Here is an 809-nt window from a genome sequence, read left to right as displayed (position 1 = left end):
GGGATTGCCAACTTATTCTGCACTGATTGCAAAAGTCTGATGCGGGTACGATCACGCGGTCATGTCAAGTGCGTAGCTCCGCCACTGATCGAAGGCATCTGATCTGGCGTGGCGGTAAGAGATGGCGGTAAGACGGTAGCGGCGGGGACGGAAGATCGTGTTGATCTGATCATGGGCGGAGAGGAAGCGCTGCGCCTGCCTGCCCGACTTGAACCGGCCCATAAGCTTCTCTCGCTTCCGGGTTGGTCGGTGCGAGCCCTCAATACGATTATTCAGGCCCTTGTGAGCCCGGTGATCTGCGTCAGGAGCCAGCTGACGGATCGGCTTGATGTAACTGCGTAATTTGTCTGTGACGATAACGCGGGGCTGGCCAAACCGGGCGATCAACTGTTTCAGAAACCGCTTGGCCGCCTTGGCGTTTCGCCTTGGTTGAACCAGAATGTCGAGCACATCGCCGTTCCCGTCCACGGCCCGCCATAACCACATCTTGACGCCGTTGATCGGGACGACGACTTCATCGAGGTGCCATTTGTCTGCCGCTGCGGGCCGGTCACGCTTGATACAATGTGCGAAATGCCGACCAAACCGGTTGACCCATTTGCGTATGGTCTCACGGCTGACCATCACATTCCGCTCGGCGAGCAGATCTTCAACATCAGCGGCACTGAGTGCGAACCGATGGTATGCCCAAACGGCGTAGGCGACGACTTCACGGGGAAAACGGTAGCCCTTCAGGCGTGGCATCTCAGCTGGTATATACATGGAGACCCGCTAAACAGCCTCAGGTGCGACTGCAAGTTGGCAATCCC

General features: G+C 57.6%; 1 protein-coding gene. It reads right to left on the bottom strand.

The genetic code is table 11. The features are described from left to right. Nucleotides 1–51: 51 nt before the first annotated feature. A complete protein-coding gene (locus tag ACR0AM_RS21620; protein ID WP_480624004.1) occupies nt 52–762 on the bottom strand; it encodes an IS6 family transposase in 711 nt (236 codons plus the stop codon). Between the last annotated feature and the right edge of the window lie 47 nt (nt 763–809).

Source organism: Ruegeria sp. AD9, assembly GCF_056542305.1.
This window is presented reverse-complemented; position numbering and strand designations above follow the sequence as displayed.

Bases quoted from the DNA above. Each gene is read 5' to 3' on its own strand.
- ACR0AM_RS21620 (WP_480624004.1), bottom strand. From the start codon at position 762: ATGTATATACCAGCTGAGATGCCACGCCTGAAGGGCTACCGTTTTCCC.